General features: G+C 53.9%; 22 protein-coding genes. All 22 read left to right on the forward strand.

The genetic code is table 11. The features are described 5' to 3' along the window. Positions 1-88: 88 nt before the first annotated feature. The 22 genes from CGZ75_RS00975 to pheA all read left to right on the forward strand — a co-directional run bounded on the left by CGZ75_RS00975 (position 89) and on the right by pheA (position 19,378). Positions 89-331 carry a DUF4321 domain-containing protein gene (locus tag CGZ75_RS00975; protein ID WP_089522316.1) on the forward strand — a complete coding sequence of 81 codons (243 nt, stop codon included), beginning with the start codon at positions 89-91 and terminating at the stop codon, positions 329-331. 47 nt (positions 332-378) lie between these two features. After that, on the forward strand, positions 379-1,230 hold the full coding sequence (locus tag CGZ75_RS00980; protein WP_089524487.1) for a Maf family protein: 852 nt from the start codon (positions 379-381) through the stop codon (positions 1,228-1,230). Positions 1,231-1,425: 195 nt separating this feature from the next. Then, a complete protein-coding gene (radC, locus tag CGZ75_RS00985; protein WP_089522318.1) occupies positions 1,426-2,112 on the forward strand; it encodes a RadC family protein in 687 nt (228 codons plus the stop codon). Positions 2,113-2,155: 43 nt separating this feature from the next. Then, entirely contained in the window at positions 2,156-3,181 is a 1,026-nt protein-coding gene (locus tag CGZ75_RS00990; RefSeq protein ID WP_089522320.1) for a rod shape-determining protein, read from the forward strand. Between the two features lie 77 nt (positions 3,182-3,258). Further along, a complete protein-coding gene (gene mreC / locus CGZ75_RS00995; protein ID WP_089522322.1) occupies positions 3,259-4,077 on the forward strand; it encodes a rod shape-determining protein MreC in 819 nt (272 codons plus the stop codon). Continuing rightward, positions 4,074-4,598 carry a rod shape-determining protein MreD gene (gene mreD, locus CGZ75_RS01000; protein WP_089522324.1) on the forward strand — a complete coding sequence of 175 codons (525 nt, stop codon included), beginning with the start codon at positions 4,074-4,076 and terminating at the stop codon, positions 4,596-4,598. The genes mreC and mreD overlap by 4 nt, the downstream gene beginning before the upstream one ends. 60 nt (positions 4,599-4,658) lie before the next feature. Then, positions 4,659-5,321 carry a septum site-determining protein MinC gene (locus CGZ75_RS01005; protein ID WP_245850655.1) on the forward strand — a complete coding sequence of 221 codons (663 nt, stop codon included), beginning with the start codon at positions 4,659-4,661 and terminating at the stop codon, positions 5,319-5,321. Positions 5,322-5,326: 5 nt separating this feature from the next. Continuing rightward, positions 5,327-6,118, forward strand: a complete 792-nt coding sequence (gene minD / locus CGZ75_RS01010; protein WP_089522326.1) for a septum site-determining protein MinD — start codon at positions 5,327-5,329, stop codon at positions 6,116-6,118. 9 nt (positions 6,119-6,127) lie between these two features. Next, positions 6,128-7,276: an FtsW/RodA/SpoVE family cell cycle protein gene (locus CGZ75_RS01015; protein ID WP_089522327.1), complete on the forward strand. Its 1,149-nt coding sequence runs from the start codon at positions 6,128-6,130 to the stop codon at positions 7,274-7,276. A gap of 626 nt (positions 7,277-7,902) precedes the next feature. Continuing rightward, a complete protein-coding gene (locus CGZ75_RS01025) occupies positions 7,903-9,132 on the forward strand; it encodes a M23 family metallopeptidase (RefSeq protein ID WP_089522332.1) in 1,230 nt (409 codons plus the stop codon). Then, positions 9,125-9,997: a site-2 protease family protein gene (locus CGZ75_RS01030; protein WP_245850656.1), complete on the forward strand. Its 873-nt coding sequence runs from the start codon at positions 9,125-9,127 to the stop codon at positions 9,995-9,997. The genes CGZ75_RS01025 and CGZ75_RS01030 overlap by 8 nt, the downstream gene beginning before the upstream one ends. Before the next feature lie 52 nt (positions 9,998-10,049). After that, on the forward strand, positions 10,050-11,324 hold the full coding sequence (locus CGZ75_RS01035) for an Rne/Rng family ribonuclease (protein WP_089522336.1): 1,275 nt from the start codon (positions 10,050-10,052) through the stop codon (positions 11,322-11,324). 164 nt (positions 11,325-11,488) lie between these two features. Further along, positions 11,489-11,800, forward strand: a complete 312-nt coding sequence (gene rplU / locus CGZ75_RS01040; RefSeq protein ID WP_089522338.1) for a 50S ribosomal protein L21 — start codon at positions 11,489-11,491, stop codon at positions 11,798-11,800. A 14-nt stretch (positions 11,801-11,814) separates the two neighbouring features. After that, complete coding sequence (locus CGZ75_RS01045; RefSeq protein ID WP_089522340.1) at positions 11,815-12,150, forward strand: ribosomal-processing cysteine protease Prp; 336 nt, start codon at positions 11,815-11,817, stop codon at positions 12,148-12,150. 18 nt (positions 12,151-12,168) lie between these two features. After that, the gene (gene rpmA, locus CGZ75_RS01050; protein ID WP_089522342.1) at positions 12,169-12,480 is read left to right on the forward strand and encodes a 50S ribosomal protein L27; all 312 of its coding nucleotides are present in this window, start codon (positions 12,169-12,171) and stop codon (positions 12,478-12,480) included. 201 nt (positions 12,481-12,681) lie between these two features. Then, positions 12,682-13,416, forward strand: coding sequence for a Spo0B domain-containing protein (locus CGZ75_RS01055; protein WP_089522344.1), 735 nt, complete (start codon positions 12,682-12,684; stop codon positions 13,414-13,416). A gap of 16 nt (positions 13,417-13,432) precedes the next feature. Continuing rightward, on the forward strand, positions 13,433-14,755 hold the full coding sequence (obgE, locus tag CGZ75_RS01060) for a GTPase ObgE (protein ID WP_089522346.1): 1,323 nt from the start codon (positions 13,433-13,435) through the stop codon (positions 14,753-14,755). Positions 14,756-14,986: 231 nt separating this feature from the next. Beyond that, positions 14,987-15,658, forward strand: a complete 672-nt coding sequence (locus tag CGZ75_RS01065) for a class I SAM-dependent methyltransferase (protein WP_089522348.1) — start codon at positions 14,987-14,989, stop codon at positions 15,656-15,658. Positions 15,659-15,755: 97 nt separating this feature from the next. Continuing rightward, positions 15,756-16,193 (forward strand): ACT domain-containing protein, encoded by a 438-nt coding sequence (locus tag CGZ75_RS01070; RefSeq protein ID WP_089522350.1) that lies wholly within the window; start codon positions 15,756-15,758, stop codon positions 16,191-16,193. Between the two features lie 34 nt (positions 16,194-16,227). After that, positions 16,228-17,514 carry a homoserine dehydrogenase gene (locus CGZ75_RS01075; RefSeq protein ID WP_089522352.1) on the forward strand — a complete coding sequence of 429 codons (1,287 nt, stop codon included), beginning with the start codon at positions 16,228-16,230 and terminating at the stop codon, positions 17,512-17,514. After that, positions 17,514-18,485, forward strand: a complete 972-nt coding sequence (thrB, locus tag CGZ75_RS01080) for a homoserine kinase (RefSeq protein ID WP_089522354.1) — start codon at positions 17,514-17,516, stop codon at positions 18,483-18,485. The genes CGZ75_RS01075 and thrB overlap by 1 nt, the downstream gene beginning before the upstream one ends. After that, entirely contained in the window at positions 18,482-19,378 is an 897-nt protein-coding gene (gene pheA / locus CGZ75_RS01085; RefSeq protein ID WP_089522356.1) for a prephenate dehydratase, read from the forward strand. The genes thrB and pheA overlap by 4 nt, the downstream gene beginning before the upstream one ends. The last annotated feature ends 440 nt before the right edge of the window (positions 19,379-19,818 follow it).

Here is a 19,818-nt window from a genome sequence, read left to right on the forward strand (position 1 = left end):
CTCGTCTCCCCATCGTCTTCGCGTTGCTTGAAGAGGTCGCTTCCCTTATAATGGGACAAGATTTGGACCCTGGACGGAGGCGTGACAGATGAAAAAAAACGGATGGACGCTCCTTTTGTTCGCGGTGTTAGGGCTGCTCGCGGGCGCATTGGCAGACCGATGGCTGAAGGAGGTCCCGTCGTTGTCGGCGCTGACCCGTTCGGCTGAGCTGCAATGGAGCCCGGCTGCCGATTTGGGCGTGCTTAGCTACAGTCTGGATTTGACGCTGAACTTCAGCATCGTCAGTCTAGTATGTCTTGTACTGGCCTTTTGGCTGTACCGAAAGCTGTAGCTTTGAGCTGGAACGGATTCAAGAAGAGGAGATAAATTAACTTGCAGATGAATGTTGATCAACTACCTAACTGCCTTGTACTGGCTTCTTCTTCCCCGAGAAGAAGGGAGCTCGTCGGTGCGCTGCGGCTGCCGATCCCGATTGAGGTTTTGGCAACGGACACAGATGAGACGGTGTGCCCCGAGCTGAATCCGAGGATGATCGTCGCGGAGCTCAGTCTACGCAAGGCTGTTGCTGCGGCTCAGCAGCTCTCCAGAGAGTCGCATCCGAGCCATGGGACCCTTGTACTCGGCGGGGATACGATCGTTGTACTTGATGGCGAAGTGCTTGGCAAACCGCTGGATGCTGAGGACGCGCGGCAGACGCTGCGGCGCTTGAGCGGTCGTGCACACGAAGTTTACAGCGGCGTGAGCTTGCTGTTTGTCCCCGAAAGCGACCAAGGTGTTCAAGAGCAGCTTGCTCAGTTGGCAACACCGGCATTTTCTGCTGGTGATGGCACCGAGGTGCCTGCCGGACTCCTCGATATAGCCGACAAGTCTGCCCGGCTCCTCGATGGCGCCGCTATCAACCGCGTACCCGTTTGGGGAGCAGAGGAGCTGCTTGGCGACATTGGGCGCTGGCGCGTCGCTGCGGCTGGCAGCAGTCCGCTGGCAGCGACGGGTTATACACGCAGTGAGGTACGCTTCCGTGAGCTGAGCGAGGAGGAGATCTCTGCCTATGTAGCAACAGGCGATCCGCTGGATAAAGCAGGAAGTTACGGTGTGCAAGGTTTGGGCTCCGTGCTGATCGAGAAGATCGAGGGCGATTTTTACAGTGTGATGGGACTGCCGCTTGCCTTGCTCTACCAGATGCTGTTGCCGTTCGGAGTCAGCCCGCTGCGCCAAGGAATTGAACGCTAAAAATAGCTTTATTGCTTAGTTATGCTGTTCTGTCAAAAAAATTCTTTCCATCCATTCCTCTCTGGAATGGACTTTTTTTATCTCTAAATCGTCACATAGGAAGAGAATAAGAGGAAGCTCGAAAATTGGAGGAGATTATACCGGGGATTGATGGTAAACTTAAATGAATATTGAGGCAAAGGCGGTTGTCCATCGATGTCGGAACCCATTTCGCTTAAAAAGTGGCCGGAGGAGGAGCGCCCCCGGGAAAGGATGCTGCAATACGGTGCCGAGGCGCTAAGTCATGCTGAACTGCTGGCCATACTGCTGCGCACCGGTACTCCGAAGGAGACGGCTGTGCATTTGGCTTCACGTATCCTGCAGCAATCCGGTAGCCTGCGTGGGCTGGTCGACATGGGCCACAGCGATTTAATCCGCATCAAGGGCATCGGACCTGCTAAAGCGTTGCAAATTCGTGCCGGCATTGAGCTTGGGCGACGATTGGCACGAAGCCGACAGGCTGAGGCCGTGATCGTACGCCGTCCGCAAGATGCCGCTGATTATCTCATGGAGGATTTGCGTTATTTGAAGGTAGAGCACTTTGTCTGCCTTTTCCTTAATACGAAGAACCATATCGTTGCTCGCGAAACACTGTCCGTCGGTACGTTGAACGCCTCACTTGTTCATCCTCGTGAGGTATTTCGAGCCGCCATACGCCACGGATGTGCCTCGATTATTTGCGCTCACAACCATCCGAGCGGTGATCCCACGCCAAGTCCCGAGGACGAGGCGCTTACGCGCAGGCTTCAGGAGGCGGGAGAACTGGTCGGCATTGAGGTGCTGGATCATATTGTCATTGGCGAAGGACGCTTTATCAGTTTGAAGGAACAAGGCTTAATGTAATATAATAAATAGGATTGCCGCATTTTAGAAGGGAGTATTAACGATGTTCGGAGTTTCAAAGGATTTGGGGATTGACCTTGGTACAGCCAATACGCTGGTTTATGTAAAAGGAAAAGGAATTGCCGTCAGGGAGCCGTCCGTGGTTGCCCTTCGTACAGATACAAAAACAATAGAAGCCGTCGGGGAACAGGCCAAAAGAATGATCGGCCGCACGCCGGGCAACATCCGCGCTGTCCGTCCAATGAAGGACGGCGTTATTGCTGACTTTGAGACAACTGCAACGATGATTAAATATTTCATCCGCCAGGCGCAGAAGCAGCGCTCGCTGTTCCCGCGCCATCCTAACGTGATGGTCTGCGTTCCTTGCGGTATCACATCCGTAGAAAAACGGGCTGTCGAGGATGCAACCAAGCAAGCGGGAGCGCGCGAAGCTTACACGATCGAGGAGCCTTTTGCAGCTGCAATTGGTGCTGATCTGCCTGTATGGGAGCCGACCGGCAGCATGGTCGTTGACATCGGCGGCGGCACGACTGAGGTTGCCGTCATTTCGCTTGGCGGCATCGTGACGAGCCGTTCCGTGCGGATCGCCGGTGACGAGATGGATGAGGCGATCATCCAGTACATCAAGCGTTTGTACAATTTGATGATCGGTGAGCGTACGTCCGAGCAGCTGAAGATGGAGATCGGTTCCGCGATGCAGCTGGAGCAACCGATTACGATGGAGATTCGCGGTCGCGACCTGGTAACGGGTTTGCCGAAGACGCTTTCCATCACATCGGAAGAAATTACCGAGGCTCTGACTGATACGATCTCGGCAATTGTCGAAGCAGTCAAAATTACCTTGGAAAAATGCCCGCCGGAGCTGTCTGCAGATATTATGGACCGTGGCATCGTGCTGACTGGTGGCGGAGCTTTGCTGCGCAACTTGGACAAGCTGCTTTCCCGTGAGACCGGCATGCCGGTCATCGTGGCGGAAAATCCGCTTGACTGTGTGGCCATTGGAACAGGCCGCGCTCTGGAGAACATTCATCTTTTCAAAACTAAAGGCAGCTCCAGGTCGAGAAGATAACGGCGTATGAGCTGAATTAAGACGGGCGGGTGGACCATTTGTTTAAGCAATTGCGGAACAGGCGGCTCTTCGTCCTCATGATCAGCTTCATTCTCTTCATTGCGGTTATCGGTTACTCCATCAGCTCCCGGGCGGGGCTGACGGTGCCGGAGAAGTTCCTGAGGGATACGACCGCATACGTACAACAATGGTTCTACAAGCCCGCTGGCTATATAGCGGGCTTGTTCCAGGATATCGGCAACCTGCGTTCCGTATATGAGGAGAATGAGCAGCTGCGCATGACGGCAGCCGCTTACGCGCGCGAAAAGGTGGAGTACAACCTGATCCAGCAGCAGAATGAACGGCTGCAGGCGAAACTGAATTTCACCGAGGAACAAAAGAAGATGTACGATTATAAATACTTAATCGCTCAAGTCGTAGCAGTAAGCCCTGATGCTTTTAACCGTACGATGACGATTAATTTGGGTACGCGGGAAGGCCTGCGTGAACGGATGGCCGTGACTACGGAGGATGGGATGATCGGCTTCGTGAGTGAGGTGTCGGAGCTGACTTCAACGGTAATGCCCATTACAAGTTTGAATGACGAGGAATCAGGCATATCGGTTACCGTGCTTGGCAAGCAAAATCAATCCTTCGGTATTCTGTCCGGGTACAACTCCGAGACGGAACATATGCTGATGACGAAAATTGCTGCCAATGATCCCATTAAAAAGCATGACATCGTCATCACTTCCGGTCTAGGCAACATCTATCCAAGAGGCATGGTCATCGGCAAGGTCGACAGCATTCAGGACAGCGACATCGGTTTGACAAGGACTGCGAATATCAAGCTTTCCGCTAATTTTGATCATCTGAACGAAGTATTCGTCGTGCAGACCCCAGGAGCATCCCAATGAGAATGCCGGGGATGGTTCTGCTCATTTATCTTGTTTTTATCTTGCAGACGAGTTTATTTCCCTGGCTCGTTCCGGCCGCTTTTTCGGAACGGCTCATACCTCACTTTACTTTTGTCATTATTATGTACGCAGCGCTATACCATAGCCGCCATTCCGCCTTGCTGCTCGGCGTAGGGTTCGGTATGTTGCAGGATGTCGTGTTCCGCGGCCATCTGCTTGGACTGCATGCCTATACGATGGGGTTGATTGCCTATTTTGCCGGCTTGCTGCTTGGGGGTCGGAGGTTGACGATGCTTTCGGCATTGGCGATTACGACGATGGCGTCCCTTCTGTATGATTTGGCTATTTATTATGTATACGAAGTGTTCCGCTTTACTTCCGATCCGCTTGCCTTCGTGCTTCAAAAACAGATATTCCCAAGCCTGTTCCTGCAGCTTGTGTTCGCTCTAGCGGTCTATATTCCGATGCGCCGATGGTTCGAGGGCATGACGAGGGCAAGGCCGAAGCCGAGCAGCGAATAGCTTGCGGGAGAAGGATTCGAGCTGCTCGGGAACGAACTTTATCGTCAAGGAGGGACGGGAGTGACCGACAAACAGCATATTACGATTAAGGGAGTCAGGGACGGTCTCATCTTCCTCTTTGACGATAAATGCGAATTCGCTGAGCTCATGAATGAGCTTCAATACAAGCTTGAGAAATCCCACCAGCAACTGCTGTCCGGGCCTTTGGTACATGTTCATGTGAAGTTAGGAGCCCGCCCGACTACGGATGAGGACAAGGATCAGATCCGCAGCGTCATCCGTCAACGTGGGAATTTACTCGTTCAGACGATTGAATCGGAGGCGCCGGAGCCGGAAGAGGCTGGCGCCTCGGAGGCGTTCAAGATGATGACCGGAACGATCCGCTCAGGCCAGACGGTGGAGCATGACGGCAGTCTACTGCTGTTAGGTGATCTGAATCCTGGCGGTACCTTGCGCTGTACGGGAGATATTTATGTGCTGGGAGCGCTGCGCGGCATGGCTCATGCCGGCATTGCCGGACGCATTGATGCCATTATAGCTGCTTCCCAGCTGCGTCCGACGCAGCTGCGGATTGCAGAAGTCATCAGTCGCCCTCCAGAGGAATGGATGAGCGCAGATGCCTCCATGGAGTATGCGTATTTGGAGGACGGACGGATGCAAATTGACAAGATGAACCAGCTCGTGCGCATGCGCAAGGAACCGATGCTGTTCAAAGGGGTGTAGAGGGCATGGGAGAAGCAATCGTCATCACATCAGGCAAAGGCGGCGTCGGCAAGACGACGACCTCCGCCAATCTGGGCACCGCCCTGGCTCTGCTAGGCAAGAAGGTCGCGATGGTGGATACCGATATCGGCTTGCGCAATCTCGATGTCGTGATGGGGCTGGAAAACCGGATCATTTATGATCTAGTAGATGTAGCGGAGGGACGGGTGCGGCTGCAGCAGGCGCTCGTTAAGGATAAACGCTTTGAGGATCTGAGCATGTTGCCTGCTGCCCAGACGAAAGATAAGTCTGCGGTTACGCCGGAGCAGGTACGGGATATCATTCTAGAGCTCAAAAAAGAATTCGATTATGTCATTATTGATTGCCCCGCGGGCATCGAGCAAGGGTTCCGCAATGCGGTAGCCGGCGCAGACCGGGCGATTGTCGTCACAACACCGGAAAACGCGGCCGTAAGAGACGCGGACAGGGTAATCGGCTTGCTGGAGGGCTCTCAGATTCCAGCCAAGTTAATCATCAACCGGATTCGCCATTCCATGGTCAAAAGCGGAGATATGTTGGACATCGACGACATCTGTCAGGTGCTGGCAATCGATTTGCTCGGCATCGTTCCTGATGACGAACATGTTATCAAGGCTGCCAACGCCGGCGAGCCAACGGTGATGAATCCCAACTCCAAGGCAGCAATTGCGTATCGGAATATTGCGCGTCGTATTTTGGGAGACATGGTTCCGCTCATGCAATTGGAGGACAAGCCGGGACGTTTCCGCATGCTGCGCAAGTTTTTAGGGATAGGGTAGGAGACTGAAGTGATCAACAAACTCAAAAAAATGGATATCGGCATCCTGACCCTGCTGTTTTGTTTCATGGCGATCAGTTCCATTTTGTTGTATAGCGTAGGCACCGCAGATCCTGACTACGCGAGCTCCTACAAAAGAACGATCCTATTTTACGGACTCGGCTTTGTCGTACTCATCTTCATGACATTGGTCGACTACCGGATTATTCTCAAATTTTGGATTTATATCTATGCGGTGGGCATCATCCTGCTCGTTGCGGTTAGGATGTTCGGCTCTACCGTAAACGGTGCCACGGGATGGTTCAAAATTACTGAAACGCTTTCCTTCCAGCCCGCTGAGGCAGCCAAGATGGTATTGATCATTGCGGTAGCCTATATGATGGGGCAACGGCAAGGTGAAAAGCTGCTGTTCACGAAGGATCTAATCCCGATTGCGGCCGTTGCGAGCTTGCCCTTCCTGCTCGTGCTGACCCAGCCGGACCTTGGCAACGCCATTATTTATTTGGTCATTGTGCTTGGTATGCTCTGGATCGGCAATGTGAAGTATTCACATGCCCTGCTTGGCCTTGCCGTCGTAATTGGTGCACTGACGCTTTTTATTACTCTGTTTACGTCCTACAATGCCGAAATCAAGGATTTCGCGGAGAAGAAGAATGTAAATCATTGGTATGAGCGCATCAATACATTCGTAGACCCGGATAGTGCCGATCCCGATGCGAAATACCAGTCGCGTAACGCGCGTATTGCGGTCGGCAGCGGCGGTCTGACCGGGGATGGCTTCCTTGAGGGAGACTCCAAAAATCGCGGTGTTGTGCCGTATACGTATTCTGACTCGATATTTACCGTAGTCGGTGAGGAATTCGGCTTCCAGGGCTCGGCCGTGCTGTTGCTGTTATACTTCCTGCTCATCTATCGGATGATCATGATTGCGTTCCAATGTTTTGATCTGCGAGGAGCCTTCATCATTATCGGGATCGTATCCATGTATGTGTTCCAAGTGTTCCAGAACGTCGGAATGATGATTGGGATCATGCCGATCACTGGCATTACGCTCCCGTTCGTCAGTTATGGCGGCACGTCGCTGCTGCTGAATATGATGTGTATTGGACTTGTGTTCAGCATCAAGGCGCATCAGGAGCGGTATCAGTTGGAGCATTAGCAGAGGGCGCCGGGAACAGGGCCCAGGAGGATTTTTGTACCGAGAATATTGATTAAGTGGCTCATTAAGTATTGTCAATACCGAAAAAAGGGTATAGAGGTTATATCAACAAGCGTACTATATAATGAGAACGCGCAAAGTTCTCGTCAACCTATGATGGGAAGCAAGGAAGAGAGCGCCGGCCAGCGCCCTCTCCTGCACAGTCTCACTGTAGGTGGAGCCCTCCATCTTAATTAGGGCAGAGAGTAACCCGTCAGGCCTGTCAACCTGTGGCGGGTTACTTTTGTTTATCGATTAAGTCAGGGTCGCCAGCAGAAAACTACCGAATGCGATCCGTGACATGATCAATTGGAAAGTATCCATAGGCATCCCTCCTTCCCAGAGGGATTTCCACCACAAGTCCAGCAGTACTGGACAATTATTCCAACAAGACCGAGCCTCCGTATACGGTGGGCTCTTTTTATTTTGCCCGAAAAAAGGGAGTCGAATGATAGAAATGGGGGCGAGTCGCAACTGCTAGAGTCCGACACAACTTCAACTGCCTGCATACTTGGATAAGCCCTCTCATAAAGATAAAACAAGCCTTTCCGCTGCTAGCGGAGCGGGGGAAAGAAGGAGGGAACGGGATGAGAGGAGATCAAGGACGGACGTCCTGGTCGACAGGCTGGGGAAAAAAGCAGGACAAGGCGGCTCGAGAGTGGGGCAGCAGCAATCGCGAGCGCAGACAGGAGCGCATCCGTAAGCTGAACGAGCAGCTCAGCGAAGCCGCACAGGAGCAGCTACCGCAAGCTCGCAATACGGAGCAGCGCCGCCGGGACGCCGCTTCCGTCGCTCCTGCAGAGCGGAGCAGCCGGCTGGCGCCAGCGAGCGCCAATGGAGATGTTGAACGGAATCGGCTCGCCGGTTCCAAGTCAGGCCGAAAGGGCAACACGGCCGATTCTGCACAAAGCCCTGGGCATGAGGCAGAAGGGCCTTATGGGACGAGAGTATACCGTCCCAACGCGCCGGCCGAATGGGAGCAGCCACTGGACGGTACTTGGCTCGAGGCTTGGCCACAGCCTGTAGAGAAGGACCCGGAGCTGGAATGGAAAAACAGTCCAAATCCTTGGAGAAGGTTGGAGGAGGCCACAGGTAACAAAAGTCGGGGCAGCAGAATTGGCGGCGCTGGCCATTCCAGAATGGACGGAACCGCAGGCTCTGGAGGCGGCGGAGGTGGAATTCCAGGCGGCGGTCTTGGAAATCGGATCTTCAAGGGATTCTCCCGTAGACTACTCATTTCCACCGCCCTTTTCGCAGCCGTATGGGGCATGTTCCAGATGGACGGTACAGCCGCTCGCCATGGCCAAGCTCTTGTGCGCGAGGCGTTGTCCAAGCCGATGAATATGGCTGCAATCGCAGGCTGGTACGAAGGGCTGTTTGGCGCACCGCCCTCCTTTATTCCGGGATTCGGCAACTCCAACGATACACAACCCGTCTCAGCGAAGACGGAGCGGGCGGCAGCAGCTCCAGTGGAGGGTGGCAGCGTTGTCCGCAGCTTCGCGGAGCTGTTAGGTGGCGTGGAGATATCCGGTCAACCGGGGGCCGAGGTCCGGGCGGCAGAGGAAGGCCGAGTGCTGCTCGTTTCAGCTGAGGATGCGAAGGGACCGACCGTTGTCTTGCAGCATGCCAATGGACGGACAACCTATTACGCCCAGCTAGGAGAGGCTAGTGTGGCGCAGAACGATTGGGTTCAGGCAGGAGAGGCGATCGGCAGATTGGGTGGCGCCGCTCAGGGGAGCGATATAGCGATATTGTATTTCGCGGTGAAGGAACAGGACCAATATATCGATCCGGCGGAAGTGGTTCCGCTTGATTAATATCGGGGGCATTCGCTGGAGCCTGCATCCACTGCTAGCGGTTCTGATGCTGCTGTCTATTATGACCGGTTATATCGGCGAGCTGTTGACATTGTTCGTGCTCGTATTCGTCCACGAGCTCGGACATGCTGCAGCGGCGAATGGTTTTGGCTGGAAGGTGCTTGAGATCAAGCTTCTGCCTTTCGGCGGTGTGGCGGAGCTGGAGGAGAAACCGGGTGCACCGTCTTACGAGGAGGCTGTGATTGCGCTGGCTGGCCCTTTGCAGAACTTATGGATGGCGGGAGCTGCATGGGCTCTTGGGGCCGCTGGTTTAATGAATCCCCAGTGGTCTGATTACCTGATCCATGCCAATCTACTGCTGTTGGCGTTCAATATGCTGCCTATCTACCCTCTTGACGGAGGAAGGCTGCTTCGTTATATCTGTGGAATGCAGCTAAATTACTACGCGACGCTACGTTTCAGTGCCTGGACCGGAATGATCTTCAGTGTGCTCATGATCGTTTTTGCGCTGCTGCCTCAGCTGGAGCATAGCGGAGGCATTCAGGCCAATCTGCTTGCGGTGGGCCTGTTTCTGTTTGCCGCCAATTTTACGTATCGTAAACAAATTCCGTTTCTGTTCATGCGTTTTTTAATGACTCGCGAGCGAGGCAGCAGAAGTAAAATCCGTGCCGGTTCAAGGGCAAGGCCCATCGTGGTAACTGGGCTCCATCCCGTGTGGACGACAGCTCGTTTGTTCCTTCGGGACCACTACCATTTGGTCTATGTGATGGAGGATCGCGGTCGCATCGTCGGCGTGCTGCCGGAACAGCGTGTCGTAGAAGGATATTTATCAGGAGATCGTGCAGTATCGGACCTTTTGAGGTAAAATAAGATTCATCTTGGTCCGGCATGGGACCTTAAGGCGGGTGCCGGTACAAATGAAAAAAGCGATGCTGATTCACGGCGATGGCGCCTTGCTGCAGACCGCAGTGCTGCAGGATGGCCGCGCCGTGGAATTTTTTATGGAATCCGCCCAACAGGGCGGTTTGGTAGGCAATATGTACAAAGGGCGCGTCGTTAATGTGCTGCCCGGCATGCAGGCTGCATTTGTCGATATCGGACTGAGCAAAAATGCTTTTTTATATATCGATGAGCTTATTCATCCTGCGGCTGATCGGCAAGCGGACAAGCCCTCTATTACGGAGCTTGTGCGCCCCGGACAAGAGCTGCTCGTTCAGGTCATCAAGGAGCCGATCGGGGGCAAGGGAGCGAGGGTGACAACTCATTTTTCGCTTCCGGGCCGCTGGCTGGTCTTTATGCCGGGTGCAGACTACGTTGGCGTATCCAAAAAGATCGCATCGGAGAGCGAGCGCAATCGGCTACGCTCGGTAGGCGAGGAGCTTCGTCGTCATAGTGAAGGCATCATTATGCGTACGGTAGCGGCAGGGGAGAGTGTCAATTCACTGCGCGGCGACCTGATGCAGCTGCGGGAATTATGGGAAGAGGTACATCGCAGAGGACGCGCAGCAAGGCCGCCTGAACCGGTTTTGCTGGAAGCTGCTCTGATGAGGCGTATATTCCGGGATACCTATACAGCAGGCATGGAAGTGTTAATTGATGACAAGGCCCGTTTCGCAGAAGCGCAGCAGCTGTTGCTTGAGCTGGCTCCGGGCAGCGAGAAACAGCTGAAGTTTTATGATCTATCTGTGGAGCGCAAACCTCTCTTCGAGCGTTACGGCGTCACAGAGCAGCTGAACGCAGCGTTTCTGACAAGAGTGTGGCTGCCAAGCGGCGGTTATCTCGTCTGGGAGAAGACGGAGGCGCTCACGATCATTGATGTCAATACGGGCAAGTTTATCGGCACGAGCGGGTTGGAGGACACGGTTTTTCGTACCAATATGGAAGCGGCGCGCGAAATTTCCCGGTTGCTGCGGTTACGGGACGTTGGCGGCATCATCATCGTGGACTTCATTGATATGGAGGACAGCGGCAACCGCGAGAAGGTGCGCCATGAGCTGGATCAGGCCTCTCGCGACGATCGCAGCAAGTGTCAGATCCATGGCTGGACGAGGCTTGGACTGCTGGAAATTACCCGCAAAAAGACGAGGCGCAGCGTTGGTCCACAGCTCAGTGCCATCTGCGACAGCTGCGGCGGCAGTGGGCAGCGTTACATGGGCTTTGGCCGCGATGGCAAGCCGGTGCAACCAAAATAGCTTGATTGGACTCACTGCCTATGCTACAATGTCTTGGTGTATGTCTCCCGAGAGACATTCATGGTACCGCACGGGACGGGTTTCTACCAAGCATCGGACATGCTTTTTCGGCTGTCCGTCACCCAATCTCGGCGAGTCTTCGACTACAAGGAGGTGCACCATCCATGTTCGCAATTATTGAAACAGGCGGCAAGCAATACAAAGTTCAGCAAGGCGATGTTCTCTACATTGAGAAGCTGAACGTCGGCGAAGGCGAGAGCGTGACTTTTGATCGCGTCCTGGCCGTATCTAAAGACGGAGGTCTCGTGACCGGTTCCCCGATGGTTGCTGGAGCTACAGTTTCCGGCAAAATCGAGAAACACGGCCGCGGCCAAAAGATCGTCGTTTACAAATACAAGCCGAAAAAGAACTACAAACGCAAGCAAGGCCACCGTCAGCCGTACACGAAAGTAACGATCGAAAGCATCCAAGCGTAAGCTTGAATTAGCCCATGATTGTCATTACTTTCATCCGGCGCTCTGGTGACCGGCACATCGTGAGCTTCTCCGTGGAGGGGCATGCACGATATGCTAAGGCAGGCAAAGATATTGTATGCGCGGGTGTTTCCGCCGTTACGGTGGGCACCGTTAATGCTATTGAAGTGCTGACGGGAGTCGAGCTTCCGGCAAGTATGAAAAATGGATGGCTCCAGTCGGATATTCCAGAGCAGACTAGCTCCGAGGTTAACGCCAAGCTGCAGCTGCTTTTGGAATCCATGAAGGTCATGCTGGAAGGGATTGCGGAATCCTACAGCGCTAATGTGACCCTCAAGGAACAATTCAAGTAAGGAAGGGAGGACTCCAACATGTTGAAACTGAATCTTCAATTGTTCGCATCCAAAAAGGGTGTAGGCTCCACGAGGAACGGACGCGATAGCCAATCGAAGCGCCTTGGCGCTAAACGTGCGGACGGACAAACCGTATTGGCGGGTAACATTCTTTACCGTCAACGCGGCACGAAAATCCACCCGGGCAACAACGTAGGCATCGGTAAAGATGACACGTTGTTTGCAAAGATCGACGGCGTTGTTAAGTTTGAACGTTGGGGACGCGACCGTAAAAAAGTCAGCGTATACCCAGTTGATCTGGCTCCGGTAGCTGCAGCAGTAGAAGCTTAAGACCAAAGACATGCGACCCGGCCTGATTCGAGCAGGCCGGGTTTTTTTGATTAAATCTTTACCTTGCGGGGATATTATTCTCGTATTTCCAATGCATACAGACGTCGCCAGTGTCGATGAAGCTATATTGTTTGTATGCTGGAAGTTGAATGCAGCGTAAAAGCCGTCAGGCATCCTTAAGGTAGAAAGTGGGATTGACGTATGAATCGCATCCAATCGGCCAAGCTGTATGCAGCGGGCTCTATTCTGCTGCCTGCAGCAGTCGTGATCATTCGGCCTTCCTTGCTGTGGACGCATCTGCTGTTCCTAATTTGGGTAGCGGTCGCGGCTGCTGCCTGGGTCCGTTTGGACCAACAGCAGCATCGACAGCAGCTGAAGAGGAGCCTGGCCTCGATGCAGCAGGCTTCCATCCAGACGCTCAATCATCATCGGCATGACTGGATGAACGACCTACAGGTGCTTTACGGTTATATCCGAATGAACAAGCCAGAACGGGCAGTAGCCAGCGTGGAGAGAATCCGCGACAAAATGATGCTTGAGAGCAAAATTTCCAAGCTAGGTTGCCCGGCGCTCACCGCTTATTTGCAGTCTTTCCGCACGCTCACTCAGTCCATCGTACTTGAGGTCGACATCGAGGACAATCTGTCGATGGAAGAGCTGAGCGCAGATCGCGATGACGCGGCAGAGGCATTAATAGAAGTGATCAATGCCTATCGCTTCAGCATCAAGCCTAGCGGGGGAGACCCCGCATTGCTGAAGCTTCGGCTTTCCCGTGGCAGCGGAGAGCTTTTGGTAGAGCTGGAATTTACCGGCGAGCTGATGAACGAGGCTGAACTAATAGACAAATTGGAGCAGCGCCTACGCGGAACCCCGCTACAGGCTCACAGCTTGCAGCAGCATCGCCATGTTCTGCTGAAGGCCCCGCTCTGCGCATAGATGGAGGAAATGAATTATGTTTGTCGATAAAGCCAAAATATTTGTTAAGGGCGGAGACGGGGGAGACGGTATCGTCTCCTTCCGCAGGGAGAAATATGTCCCGGAGGGTGGACCTGCCGGTGGTGACGGAGGACGCGGCGGCAACGTCATTTTCCGTGTGGATGAAGGTCTTCGTACGCTGATGGACTTCCGTTATCAGAAGCACTTTAAGGGAGATCGCGGCGAAAAGGGACGTCCGAAGACGATGCACGGCGCAGGTGCGGAAAACATGATCGTCCGCATTCCGCCAGGTACGGTCATCATCGATGATGATACCGGTGAGATTGTCGGCGACTTGACCCGCCATGGCCAGGAGATCATCGTAGCCAAGGGCGGGCGCGGAGGACGCGGCAACCCTCGTTTTGCTACGATTAACAACCCGGCTCCAGAAATCGCCGAGAAGGGCGAAGAAGGACAGGAACGCTGGCTCGTTATGGAGCTTAAGGTCATGGCCGATGTTGGTCTGGTCGGCTTCCCGAGTGTCGGCAAGTCGACGCTGCTGTCCATCGTTTCGGCGGCTAAGCCGAAGATCGGCGCCTACCATTTTACGACGATTACGCCGAATCTTGGCGTCGTAGATGTGGAAGAGGGCCGCAGCTTCGTGATGGCGGATCTTCCGGGATTGATCGAAGGTGCGCATGAGGGCATTGGTCTCGGCCATGATTTTCTGCGCCATGTCGAGCGTACCCGGGTCATCGTCCATGTTGTGGACATGTCGGGCTCGGAAGAACGCGATCCATTCCAAGATTGGCTGAAAATCAACGAGGAGCTTGTGCTCTACAACCCCAAGCTGGCTGAGCGTCCTCAGATCATTGCTGCCAATAAGATGGATATGCCAGAGTCCGCGGCCAACCTGGAGAGTTTCCTTCAGCAACTGGCGGAGCATGAGAGCGAACACGAGTATGAAGTTTTGCCGATCTCCTCGCTCACCAAAGAGGGAATCCAGGAGCTGCTGTACAAAGCGGCTGCTGCGCTGGATACGATACCGGATGCACCAGAGCTTGAGGAAGTCAAAGAGGTTGAGGGACGCAAGATTTATCGCCACGCCGAGAAAGAAGAGACTCCTTTCCGTGTGTACAAGGAGAACGATTATTTCGTTGTGGAGAGCGAGTCTTTCGAGCGTCAAATCAAGCGGATTCACCTTACCTCGTACGATGCTGTTATGCGCTTTGCGCGCATGTTGCGTAAGATGGGCGTTGATAGTGCCCTTCGCCAAATCGGAGCCAAAGATGGCGATACGGTGCACATCGGAGATTTTACCTTTGAATTCTTCGAGGGCAGCGATTATATCCACGAGTAGAGATTTTTGGCTGCAGACGGGTGATATCCGCTCTTCTGCAGTCAAGCTTTTGTTAGGAGAAACGGCCGGCGACGGCCGTTTTTTTTGTTATCTGTACTCTTTCTTGAACAGAGATGGGAACGGTAAGTTTATGATAGGTAATAACTATAGAGATATCAGATTATTATATTTAACTTCTATAGAATGGAGCGGTAAGATAAACCCACTAGGTCAAGGAGAGGGGCTTTTACGATGAGGGATAGAGTCAAAGAGCAATTTGAGCTTGCGGCAGCTAGTTATGATGAACAGAGGCGAGGGTTGATTCCTTGTTATGACGATTTTTACGGAAGCGCGATGTACGCGGCCTGGACGGATGCTTCCGAGCCTAGGATATTGGAGTTGGGAGCTGGAACGGGGCTTTTGTCCGGGATGTTTAGGCGGAAGTATCTTCAGGCAAACTTGACCTTAATGGACTTCAGCAGCAGCATGCTGGCGAAAGCGGAGCAACGCTTCCTGGATGACGTAAAGGTTCAACTGGTGGAGGGAGATATGACGCAGATGCTGCCGGAAGGCGAGTACGATCTGATCGTTTCTTCGCTGGCTATCCATCATTTAACCCATGAGAATAAAAAGAAGCTGTTCCGGCGTATTCGGCAAAACTTGGCTGCCGGGGGCAGGTTCGTCAATGCCGATCAGGCGGCTGCCGAATCGCCGTTGTTCGACGAGTTATACCGGCAGCAGTGGCTGAAGGAAATTTACGATGGCCGTGTGAGCAAAGAGGCCGCCGACGCATCCGTCAGGCGACGAGCGGAAGACATTAATGCCAAGGCGTCGGAGCAGTTGAAGTGGATGCGGGAAGCTGGCTTCAGCCATGCCGATTGTGTATATAAATTCCGAGAGTTCACCGTGTTCTGCGCGATGTGAGGTTATGAGAGAAAGAAAAAGGCTTGCTGGCCGAAGCCGCCTTCCGGTATAATGTCCACTATAGGAATACAATTGTCTACCGTAGGAGGACGTAACCTTGACGGAGCGATACTATGTCGTTCGCGAGGATCTGTTGCCTGAGGCAATCGTCAAAACGATTGCGGTTAAGGAGATGCTGACCCGGGGCGAGTCGGCGACGATCCACGAGGCGGTAGAGCGTGTCGGGCTTTCTCGCAGCGCTTTTTATAAGTACAGGGATGGTGTTATGACGCTAGGGGAGCTGGAGCGGGGTTCGATTATTACGATATCGATGGATCTGGAGCATCGCTCGGGCATCTTGTCCCATGTATTGGGACTTGTGGCGGCAAGAGGCGGCAACGTGCTGACGATCCATCAGAGTATCCCGCTGCAAGGCTACGCTAATGTGGTTATATCGGTTGATACGGCTCCGATGAAGGGTGACCGCTTTGCTTTTCTTGACGAGCTGCGGTTGCAGCAAGGTGTAAAGCGCGCCGCTGTTGTTGGACAGGGCTGAGTAGAAATAGTTGAACATAGGGGATGAGAGTACAGTGAAACCAGTGAAAGTCGGCCTGCTTGGCCTTGGAACGGTAGGAACAGGTGTTGTGCGCATTGTAGAGGGGCATCAGGAGGATCTGATGGGTCAGGTCGGATCGCCGATCGTCATCGAGAAGATACTGGTACAGAACGTTGAGAAGCTGCGGAATATTGATATCGACTCTTCGAAGCTTACGACCGATCCATGGGAAATTATCCGTCATCCGGAAATTGACGTTATCGTTGAAGTTATGGGCGGCATCGAGACAACGAAGGAATATTTACTTGAGGCGCTCTCCCGCGGCAAACATGTCGTTACCGCTAACAAGGATCTGATGGCGCTGCATGGACGCGAGATTTTGGCCAAAGCGACCGAGAACCGTTGTGATGTTTTTTATGAGGCGAGCGTAGCGGGCGGAATTCCGATTATCCGTACGCTGATCGAGGGTTTTTCCTCGGATCGCATCACTAAGATCATGGGCATCGTGAACGGCACGACGAACTTTATTTTGACGAAGATGAGTCAGGAGGGAGCATCCTACGGCGATGTGCTCAAGGAAGCACAACAGCTCGGTTATGCTGAAGCTGACCCAACCTCCGATGTGGAAGGACTGGACGCCGCTCGCAAAATGACAATCCTCTCTCGTCTCGGTTTCCGTTCCGAGGTAGGACTGGAGGATGTCTCCGTTAAGGGGATTTCCGGAGTGAGCAAAGAGGACATCGCCTATGCCAAGCGGCTCGGCTACGTGGTGAAGCTGCTCGGTATCGCCGAGCGCCAGGATGAATCCATCAGCGTCAGCGTGCAGCCGACGATGGTGAAGGCGACTCATCCGATTGCCTCGGTGAACGGCGTATTCAACGCGGTGTACGTGCACGGAGAAGCAGTCGGCGAAACGATGTTCTATGGCGCTGGAGCCGGTGAGCTGCCGACGGCGACCTCAATCGTTGCGGACCTTGTCGCTGTTGTCAAAAACCTCAAGATTGGCGTCAATGGTCTGCATGGAGCGGGTGCTTATAAAGAGCGCGTGCTGAAAACTGACGAGCAGATCAACTCGAAATATTTCTTGCGCCTGCATGTAGCCGATCGCGCCGGGGTGCTTGCACGTATTACGCAAGTTTTTGCAGAGTATGAGGTAAGCCTCGAATCCGTCATCCAACAGCCGAATTCAGAGCTGCCGGAAGCCGAAATCATCGTGGTTACGCATAATGCAAGCAAGGCGGCGATGAACAAAGTGGTAGATGCGTTCCAGACGCTGGATGTCATCCAGAACGTCAAGAGCGTCTACCGGGTGGAAGGCTAATGGGCATGACAAGCGTGCTGGTAAGAGTCCCGGCCAGCACGGCCAATCTTGGACCGGGCTTCGACAGCCTGGGCATGGCTCTCTCCCTATATGCATGGGTGGATATGCGCCCCAGCAGCAGCACGGTCATTCGTCTGCACGGGGACGGGCTAGATGGTATCCCGACCGACAAGAGCAATTTGCTCTACAAGGTAGCTGGGCTCCTTTATGAGGAAGCTGGGCTGGATATGCCGGAGCTTGAGATCAATATGTACAGTGAAATCCCGCTGGCCCGTGGGCTGGGAAGCAGCGCTAGCGCTATCGTCGGCGCACTTGTCGCCGCGAATGAGCTGGCAGGGTGCCCTCTGGATCGGGAGGGCCTGCTGCAGTTGGCGACCCGTCTTGAGGGGCATCCCGACAATGTTGGAGCCTCGCTGTTCGGCGGCCTGATCGTTGCCGCTTGGGACGGCAGCCGCGCAGATCTCATCCGGCTGGAACCACCGGAGCAACTGCAAGCGATTGTGGCCATTCCTCGTTTTCAGCTCGAAACGGAGAAGGCGCGTCACGCGTTGCCGACCGAGCTGCCGATGGCGGACGCTGTGTTCAACATCGGGCGCACTTCTTTGTTAGTGGCTGCTTTAGCATCCGGCAGGCTGGATCTTATCTCTCGCGCCATGCAGGATAGGCTGCATCAGCCTTACCGGGCGCCGCTTATTCCCGGCATGGCCGAAGTGCTGGCTGGAGCAGCGGATCATGGAGCGCTCGGGGCTGCGCTGAGTGGGGCGGGTCCGACACTACTGGCAGTGGTGGAAAAGGACAGCCCGCGGCTTGCGGAACTTGAGGCCTTTTTGACTGAGACGCTGGGGGCTGCCGGTACAGATGCGGATCTGCTGCGGCTGAAGCCGGATCTGTATGGCCCTGTTATACTTGACGAGAACGAGGCGCCTTGGCTGGCGCCGCAAGGCAATCGCAAAGGAGATCTGCAGGCATGACGAAAGTGGCATTGCTCCCCGTTGTTTCCACATCTGATGAGGCTGCGCGCAGCTTATGCGGCGAGAATGGGGCCGAAAGAGTTTATTACCCGATGATATCGGATGTATTTCTGTCGACGGTGGATGGTAAAACGGACTACAGCGTCATTCCGATCGAGAATACGATTGAGGGTTCCGTTAACTTGCACATGGACTGGCTGCTGCACGAGGTGGATCTTCCGATTCAGGCGGAATGGATCTACCCGTCTCGCCAACAACTGATCGGACATAAGGCAGAGCTTGCCGGCGAGGACGGCAGTCCAGATTACAGCCGGATTGTCCGGGTGTTGAGCCATCCAGTTGCGATGGCTCAATGCCATACTTTTCTGCGCGCCCATTTGCAACATGCCGAGTGGGAGCATGTGAGCAGCACCGCTGAGGCGGTCAAAATCGTCAGCGAAAATCCTGGCCGCGGCTGGGCGGCCATCGGGCTCACTTTGGCCGCAGGTCATTACGGCCTCGACGTGCTGCGCCCTGGTGTAACGGATCACGACAACAACTACACTCGCTTCCTGCTCGTTGGCAAGGAGCCGTTCACGTTGCGTGAATCCCCGGTTCGTAAAACTTCGATTCTCGTGACGCTTCCAGAGGACTTTCCTGGAGCGCTGCATCAGGTGCTGTCCGCTTTTGCTTGGCGGCGGATCAACCTGGCCCGCATCGAGTCGCGGCCGACCAAGAAACGGCTCGGGACGTATCATTTTGTCATCGATATTGAGATGGCACTTGATACAGTTCTGCTACCAGCCGCCCTGCAAGAGATCGAAGCGATCGGCTGCCAGGTTCGCGTGTTGGGATCGTACCCAAGCTTCGGCAGCACGGCGCCGGAATTGACGGGCACAAGCGAGAGCGAGTGAGCCTGAGTTTGGCTGGATCTATATAAGAACGTTCACCAAGAGATTGCACCGGAGAGAAAGACGCCGGGCAATCTCTTTTTCATTTAACCTCTCGAAAATAGGAAAAAGGGGGCGCTGACGTTTGCGCTAAGCGCGCTCTGAGTTTCACTTTTCACTCGTCCATTGATTTAAACACCCCCTCATGCGTAACGGAACTGAGAAGCCTTATTTCAACAGAATGGCGGGTTTTCGAGGCGTAACGGAACTGAGAGACGCTAATTGAGGGTACTTCTCGGAAAAATCATCATTTTGGCTCATATAACGCTTCTCAGTTCCGTAAGGATGTGAGTGGACAAGCTGAGCAGCGGTGATTTGATTTTCCCTAGTGTGGAAGCGAAACGATAGGAACTTTCACAAAGGGGCTGTTCCAAAGTCACTCATTAGATGACTTAGGGACGGCC

The organism is Paenibacillus herberti (assembly GCF_002233675.1).
In the GTDB taxonomy this organism is placed as follows: domain Bacteria; phylum Bacillota; class Bacilli; order Paenibacillales; family Paenibacillaceae; genus Paenibacillus_O; species Paenibacillus_O herberti.

Coding starts and splice junctions, on each gene's coding strand:
- CGZ75_RS00975 (WP_089522316.1), top strand. CDS start 89: ATGAAAAAAAACGGATGGACGCTCCTTTTGTTCGCGGTGTTAGGGCTG.
- CGZ75_RS00980 (WP_089524487.1), top strand. CDS start 379: ATGAATGTTGATCAACTACCTAACTGCCTTGTACTGGCTTCTTCTTCC.
- radC (WP_089522318.1), top strand. CDS start 1,426: ATGTCGGAACCCATTTCGCTTAAAAAGTGGCCGGAGGAGGAGCGCCCC.
- CGZ75_RS00990 (WP_089522320.1), top strand. CDS start 2,156: ATGTTCGGAGTTTCAAAGGATTTGGGGATTGACCTTGGTACAGCCAAT.
- mreC (WP_089522322.1), top strand. CDS start 3,259: ATGATCAGCTTCATTCTCTTCATTGCGGTTATCGGTTACTCCATCAGC.
- mreD (WP_089522324.1), top strand. CDS start 4,074: ATGAGAATGCCGGGGATGGTTCTGCTCATTTATCTTGTTTTTATCTTG.
- minD (WP_089522326.1), top strand. CDS start 5,327: ATGGGAGAAGCAATCGTCATCACATCAGGCAAAGGCGGCGTCGGCAAG.
- CGZ75_RS01025 (WP_089522332.1), top strand. CDS start 7,903: ATGAGAGGAGATCAAGGACGGACGTCCTGGTCGACAGGCTGGGGAAAA.
- CGZ75_RS01035 (WP_089522336.1), top strand. CDS start 10,050: ATGAAAAAAGCGATGCTGATTCACGGCGATGGCGCCTTGCTGCAGACC.
- rplU (WP_089522338.1), top strand. CDS start 11,489: ATGTTCGCAATTATTGAAACAGGCGGCAAGCAATACAAAGTTCAGCAA.
- CGZ75_RS01045 (WP_089522340.1), top strand. CDS start 11,815: ATGATTGTCATTACTTTCATCCGGCGCTCTGGTGACCGGCACATCGTG.
- rpmA (WP_089522342.1), top strand. CDS start 12,169: ATGTTGAAACTGAATCTTCAATTGTTCGCATCCAAAAAGGGTGTAGGC.
- CGZ75_RS01055 (WP_089522344.1), top strand. CDS start 12,682: ATGAATCGCATCCAATCGGCCAAGCTGTATGCAGCGGGCTCTATTCTG.
- obgE (WP_089522346.1), top strand. CDS start 13,433: ATGTTTGTCGATAAAGCCAAAATATTTGTTAAGGGCGGAGACGGGGGA.
- CGZ75_RS01065 (WP_089522348.1), top strand. CDS start 14,987: ATGAGGGATAGAGTCAAAGAGCAATTTGAGCTTGCGGCAGCTAGTTAT.
- thrB (WP_089522354.1), top strand. CDS start 17,514: ATGGGCATGACAAGCGTGCTGGTAAGAGTCCCGGCCAGCACGGCCAAT.
- pheA (WP_089522356.1), top strand. CDS start 18,482: ATGACGAAAGTGGCATTGCTCCCCGTTGTTTCCACATCTGATGAGGCT.